Raw genomic sequence first — 6043 nt, 5'->3', positions numbered from 1 at the left:
ATGCCGGTGTCAATTGAAGGTTCGGGCAGAGGCACGTCGGTACCATCGTCCTGCCGCTCAAACTGCATGAACACGAGGTTCCAGATTTCGACAAACCGGTCGCCGTCTTCATCGGGGCTTCCAGGAGGGCCACCGAAAATATGGTCGCCATGATCGTAGAAAATCTCGCTACATGGTCCGCACGGACCCGTATCACCCATAGACCAGAAATTGTCGGCGGTTGCGATGCGTATGATGCGTTCATCGGGAAGCCCGGCAATCTTGCGCCAAAGATCAAACGCCTCGTCATCGGTGTGGTAGACCGTGGTGGTCAGGCGCGACGGGTCAAGCCCCCACTCCTTCGTCAGCAAAGTCCATGCGTGCGTGATCGCCTGCTCTTTGAAATAATCGCCAAAGGAGAAATTGCCGAGCATTTCGAAAAACGTGTGGTGACGCGCAGTGTAGCCGACATTGTCGAGATCGTTGTGCTTGCCGCCTGCGCGCACGCATTTCTGGCTCGAGGCTGCACGCGGGTTTTCGCGGCTTTCAAGTCCAGTGAATATATTTTTAAACGGAACCATCCCGGCATTGACGAACATCAATGTCGGGTCGTTATATGGCACCAGCGGTGCAGACTGCACGACGTCATGGTTTGCACCCCCAAAATAATCGAGGAAGCCGCGGCGGATATCATTGGTCGATGTCATAATGACAGCGACTTAGGGAACGACTCGCCGCGCTGCAAGCTGGATATGCAGTGCAGCGCCTTCGTCATGCATAGGCATAAGGTCCGCCCTTTTCGAGCGCTGTCTGAAAGGCCGGGCGGGCGTGGATTTTTTCGACAAAGGCTGTAAGGTTCGGCAGGTTCGCCGCGCGGCCCATTTTCACTGCAGCTTCTGCGGGAAAACTCATCATGATATCCGCTCCGGTGAGGTCATCACCAACAAACCAGCCCGTTGCATCCAAACTGGTTTCCATGAAAGCAAAATGGCTTTCCAGCTGCTGGTTGATCCGTGGGTGCAGCGGGGCAGCAGCTTCGCCCAAACGCGCCGTATAAAGATTGAGCAAGATCGGCGTCATGGCCGAGCCTTCTGCAAAATGCAGGAACTCGAGGTAGCGGATATGCTGGTCAGTGCCGCGCGCGGGAAGCAAATGGCTGCCACCGTGGCGTTCGCACACATATTCAACGATGGCGCCGGATTCGAAAATCACGTTTCCATTATCTTCAATCAATGGCGATTTGCCCAAGGGATGGATGTTCGTGAGCGATTCGGGCGCGAGATTGGTGACCGCATCACGGGCATAATGGCGTATTTCATAGGACACCTTAAGCTCTTCAAGCAGCCACAATATGCGCTGCGAACGCGAATGGTTGAGGTGATGCACGATGATGGTCATGGGCGTTCCTTACGCTGGTGGTTGTTATTGCGATGGATGCAGGCAGAAAGTTCTCGAACGAGCTTTGCGGCAACGATCGCTGTTACGTCGTTCACATCGCGCGCGGGATTCAATTCAACGATGTCCGCGCCGACAATATGTGCGGTTTGGCGAGCAAGAATTGACAGGACTTCTCTGACAGTCAGGCCGCCAGGCTCCGGATGTACCACGCCCGGTGCTTCTGATGGGTCGATACCGTCAAGGTCGATGCTGATATACAAGGGGCCGTGAAGTACGGGCACCCCGGCTACGCGGAAATCAAGCATTGGAAGTATCTCGACATTGTATCGCTCCGCCTGCTCCTGGCAATGCCGGTTCAGCGTGCGGATACCTACCTGAACAATGCGGCTCGCATGCCCAGCTTCCAATATCCGCGCAAAGGGCGAAGCATGGCTGCGCGGGTTGCCTTCGAAATCGGCATAGATATCGGGATGCGCGTCAAAGTGCAGAATGTTGAGTGCCCCGTGACGCGCTGCTAACGCCGCCACAATTGGGTACGTCACCGCGTGATCCCCGCCGAGGAAAAGCGGAATTGCGCCTTCGTCCACGGCTTCGGTAACCGCCTGGATGATGAGCGCATCGTCGGCAGCGCAATCTACGTCCGACAGCGGCAAATCGCCAAGGTCCTTTAGCGTTATGTCCGTGCCAATTTCCTGGCCCGATTGTGCAAACAAATTACCCCTGTCACTCCATAAGGCCGCACGGATGGCGGGCGGTGCAAGTGCGGCCCCACGCTCGAACGAGCTGTTTTGATCAGTCGGCAATCCGATAAGATGAATGACGGGGTTCATGCCTGCAATTGCGCGGCCAATATAACGACTGTCAAGGTCGTAGCCCCCACGCCGAGTACAATTCGCATCGATGGCGAAGGCTTGCGTCCACCATCCAGACACAAATGACCCGCCCCAGGGTGGACCAGGGCGGGTCGAAAGCAGCGGCCTCAGGCAAGGCCACGCTTGTTGGTAAAAAGCTTAAACGTCGTCGTCAGCATCAGGCCCCGTCATCAGGACCTCAGCAACTTCTTCGGTCTTTCCGCGAATTGCCGCTTCCAGTCTTTCGGCAACGTCAGGATTTTCACTGAGGTAATTTTTAGAATTCTCACGGCCCTGGCCAATGCGGATCGAGTCATAACTGAACCAGCTGCCTGATTTCTCGACCAATCCGGCCTTCACACCCAGATCAAGCAACTCACCTGTTTTGGAAATTCCCTGGCCATACATGATATCAAATTCGACCTGCTTGAACGGCGGAGCCACCTTGTTCTTCACAACTTTCACACGGGTCGTGTTGCCCACAATATCTTCGCCTGCCTTAATTTGGCCCGTGCGACGGATATCCAAACGAACCGACGCATAGAATTTCAACGCATTGCCGCCCGTTGTCGTTTCGGGCGAACCATACATCACACCAATTTTCATGCGAATCTGGTTGATGAAGATAACCATACAGTTCGACCGGCTGATCGAACCGGTAATCTTGCGAAGAGCCTGACTCATCAATCGGGCTTGCAGACCAACATGGCTGTCGCCCATTTCGCCTTCAATTTCTGCGCGAGGCACAAGAGCCGCCACCGAGTCGATGACTATGATATCCACTGCGTTCGACCGCACGAGCGTATCAGCAATCTCAAGCGCTTGTTCGCCGGTATCCGGCTGCGACACGATCAAATTGTCGACATCCACGCCAAGCTTCTTGGCATAGCCTGGGTCAAGCGCATGCTCTGCGTCGATGAACGCCGCTGTACCGCCCGCCTTCTGCGCCTCTGCAATCACATGCAGGGTCAATGTCGTCTTACCCGAACTTTCTGGGCCATAAATTTCAATTACGCGTCCCTTTGGCAAACCACCAATACCAAGCGCGATGTCGAGCCCGAGCGATCCAGTCGAAACTGCGTCAATGCTGATCGCCTCACGGCTGCCCAGCTTCATTGCTGAACCCTTGCCGAATGCGCGGTCAATCTGCGCCAAGGCCGCTTCTAGTGCCTTTTCACGTTCCGAATTTTTCATACCGTTTGCCTGATTCCCATCAATAATCTTGAGACTTGCTGCCATTTTTCCACTCCTTAGCGTCATGCCTGTTTCGGATTATGTTCCGGAACACGACGTATGTACACATTATGTTCCATAAGAACAAGAGCAGAACAAATATAAATTTTCATTTATTTTCAATATCTAGACTATTTCCCCTTCGCAAGCGCATCGTGGACCGCTTCGGCGATCTGCTGCACGGAGAATGGCTTGGCGAGGAAGGAGACATTGTCGAGGCTGATAGTCTCGCGCAATTGCTCCTCGGCATAGCCGGACATGAATAATATCCGAATTTCGCCATAGCGTTCCCGCAACTGCCGGGCCATCGACGGGCCGTCCAAATTGGGCATTACAACGTCGGACACGACCAGATCGTAACGCTTTCCATCAGCGAATAGCTCAAGCGCTTGCTCGCCATCACTTGCTGTTTCCACCACATAGCCCTGTCGCACAAGGGCTCGTTCAGCCACGGCACGTACCATGTCTTCGTCCTCGACTATCAGTACCCTACCACTTCCCCACAGGTCCTTGGGCTTATAAAGCTCACGTTTGGAAACCTCGGGGGCCGGCACCTCACCCCGGTGCACAGGAAGGAATATGTCGAAGCGCGTCCCCTGCCCCGGTTTTGAGTCGGCAAAAATAAACCCACCGGATTGCTTGACTATACCATAGACGGTCGAAAGTCCGAGTCCGGTTCCCTTGCCCATTTCTTTGGTTGTAAAAAACGGCTCGAATATTTTCGACAAATTTTCTTTTGGAATGCCGAAACCGCTATCTTCTACGGAAAGCTGGACATAGTCGCCAATCGGCAGGAATTCGCTGCCCATTGCCGAAACTTCGCTCTGGCTGACCGCTGCGGTGCTTATATGCACGACGCCGCCCTTGGGCATGGCGTCGCGCGCATTGACACCCAAATTGATGATGACCTGTTCAAGCTGCCCGGGGTCGGCACGAACGGCGCCCACGCCCCGGCCGTGGTGGACTTCGAGCCGAACGGTTTCGCCAAGCAAACGCTTTAGCAAGCTAGACACGTCTGCGACCACGTTAGCGATCTGCAGAATTTGCGGACGCAGGGTCTGCTGCCGGGAAAACGCCAGTAGCTGCCTTGTCAGACTCGCCGCCCGGTTCGAATTATTCTTGATCTGCTGGATATCGTCATAGTCGCTGTCGCCCGGCTGATGCCGAAGCAACATCAAGTCGCAATAGCCAATAATGGCCGTGAGGATATTGTTGAAATCATGGGCGACCCCGCCTGCGAGTTGCCCGATGGATTCCATCTTCGTCTGCTGCGCGACCTGTCGCTTAAGCGTAATCTCTTCGCTATTATCCTTGAGGCCAAGCAACACCGCAGCCTCACCCAGTCCGCGCACCCCGGCGATAGACAATGCGATCACCTCGTCTGGCCGCTCCTTAAGGCGGATCGCAATATCGCCAGAAGACATGGAGCCGCTGCCATAACGCCTTATGCTGTCAAGCACCGCGCCCTTGTCTTCACTAATTACCAGATCGCCGGGATAAGGCGGCAACTTGGTTGGTTCTACATCAAGCACCCGCGCGAATGCGTCGTTCGCGAACAGAAAACGTCCGTCGCGGTCAACAAGCGCAAGTCCCAACGGCAGCGTCGACAACAATTGTTCAACGTGCGCCAGCGCCAGCCCCCGATCAACCTTCGCACCTTCCTCGTCCACAGCAAGTAACAGCGCGGGCCCCTCAACATTGTTTTCGTTCAAAGGCACGTGAAGCAGCCGGATAGGCAAGCCCCGGCGCCCCTCGCGCTCGAAAAAGACACTCCCTTTTTCGTCCATACGGACAAAATCGGCAAAGAGTTGTCCAGTGATGGGTTCCTGATCAGTGCCAGTCGCCCTCAATGTAAAGGCAGCATTGGCAGCACGCACTCGGCCATCCGAACTTACAGCCACACCCATCACGCCACTGCTCGACATCGCCCGGCCGATGCGGCCCGTAATCAGCTCAATCGCACGGCCCTCAATGGCGAGTTCCTCAACTGCAGCCAGGCGCCAGAGAAGATACTCGTCTGCCCCGCCAGCCCGAGCAACTTTGACGCGATATGTTCGACCCTCTTTGGTAATCGCTCCGATATCGGCGCTACCGTCGCGCCAGGCTGCCCTGCCTGCGGCGACAAGCATCGCGCGATTAGCGTCGTCAACGCCAAGGTCTGGAGGGGCCTTAAGTCCGGGAAACGCGATGGTGAAATGATCATTGGCGCAAACCAGACGGCCGGCCCTGTCGCTAATCGCAATCGCCGCAGTGCTCATCTGGGTTGCAGCATGGGTAATTGACCAGTCAGGTACCGACAATTCGGTTGCGCTTTCGACAGCATTGTCGTTGCGGAAATACTGAATAAGGCCAGCAGCAGCAATGATCGCGCCACCACAAGAACCTACAAGAATGCTATTGCCCGTAGAAAACCAAAGAACCGCAAGCGATGAGATGGTCGCCAGAACTAATACCGCTAGCTGTTGAATGTTCGGCTTAGGAGACGTATCCACATCTCCGCCAAGTATCTGGAACTCGGTTGGCGGGGATATCTTGTTCAAAGCGGCTCCTTACCAAATACGAACGCGGTCCTCCGGCTTGAG

The 6043-nt window shown here is 55.2% G+C and carries 5 protein-coding genes; all 5 read right to left on the bottom strand.

The genetic code is table 11. The annotated features are described in order from the left end of the window. Positions 1-686: alanine--tRNA ligase-related protein (locus ACK4S7_RS05990; protein WP_409645116.1), on the bottom strand; the 686-nt coding region annotated here is incomplete at its 3' end. Between the two features lie 64 nt (positions 687-750). Further along, positions 751-1377, bottom strand: coding sequence for a glutathione S-transferase family protein (locus tag ACK4S7_RS05985; RefSeq protein WP_409645115.1), 627 nt, complete (start codon positions 1375-1377; stop codon positions 751-753). Then, complete coding sequence (gene speB / locus ACK4S7_RS05980) at positions 1374-2207, bottom strand: agmatinase (protein ID WP_409645114.1); 834 nt, start codon at positions 2205-2207, stop codon at positions 1374-1376. Before speB ends, ACK4S7_RS05985 begins: the two co-directional genes overlap by 4 nt. Before the next feature lie 180 nt (positions 2208-2387). Then, positions 2388-3467, bottom strand: coding sequence for a recombinase RecA (gene recA / locus ACK4S7_RS05975; protein WP_409645113.1), 1080 nt, complete (start codon positions 3465-3467; stop codon positions 2388-2390). A 125-nt stretch (positions 3468-3592) separates the two neighbouring features. Further along, positions 3593-6001 carry a response regulator gene (locus ACK4S7_RS05970; RefSeq protein WP_409645112.1) on the bottom strand — a complete coding sequence of 803 codons (2409 nt, stop codon included), beginning with the start codon at positions 5999-6001 and terminating at the stop codon, positions 3593-3595. Between the last annotated feature and the right edge of the window lie 42 nt (positions 6002-6043).

It is taken from the genome of Sphingorhabdus sp. (assembly GCF_046292425.1).
GTDB lineage: Bacteria > Pseudomonadota > Alphaproteobacteria > Sphingomonadales > Sphingomonadaceae > Sphingorhabdus_B.
Note: the sequence above shows the minus strand (reverse complement) of the source record. Positions and strands in the feature narration are given on the sequence as shown.

Coding starts and splice junctions, on each gene's coding strand:
- ACK4S7_RS05985 (WP_409645115.1), bottom strand. CDS start 1,377: ATGACCATCATCGTGCATCACCTCAACCATTCGCGTTCGCAGCGCATA.
- speB (WP_409645114.1), bottom strand. CDS start 2,207: ATGAACCCCGTCATTCATCTTATCGGATTGCCGACTGATCAAAACAGC.
- recA (WP_409645113.1), bottom strand. CDS start 3,467: ATGGCAGCAAGTCTCAAGATTATTGATGGGAATCAGGCAAACGGTATG.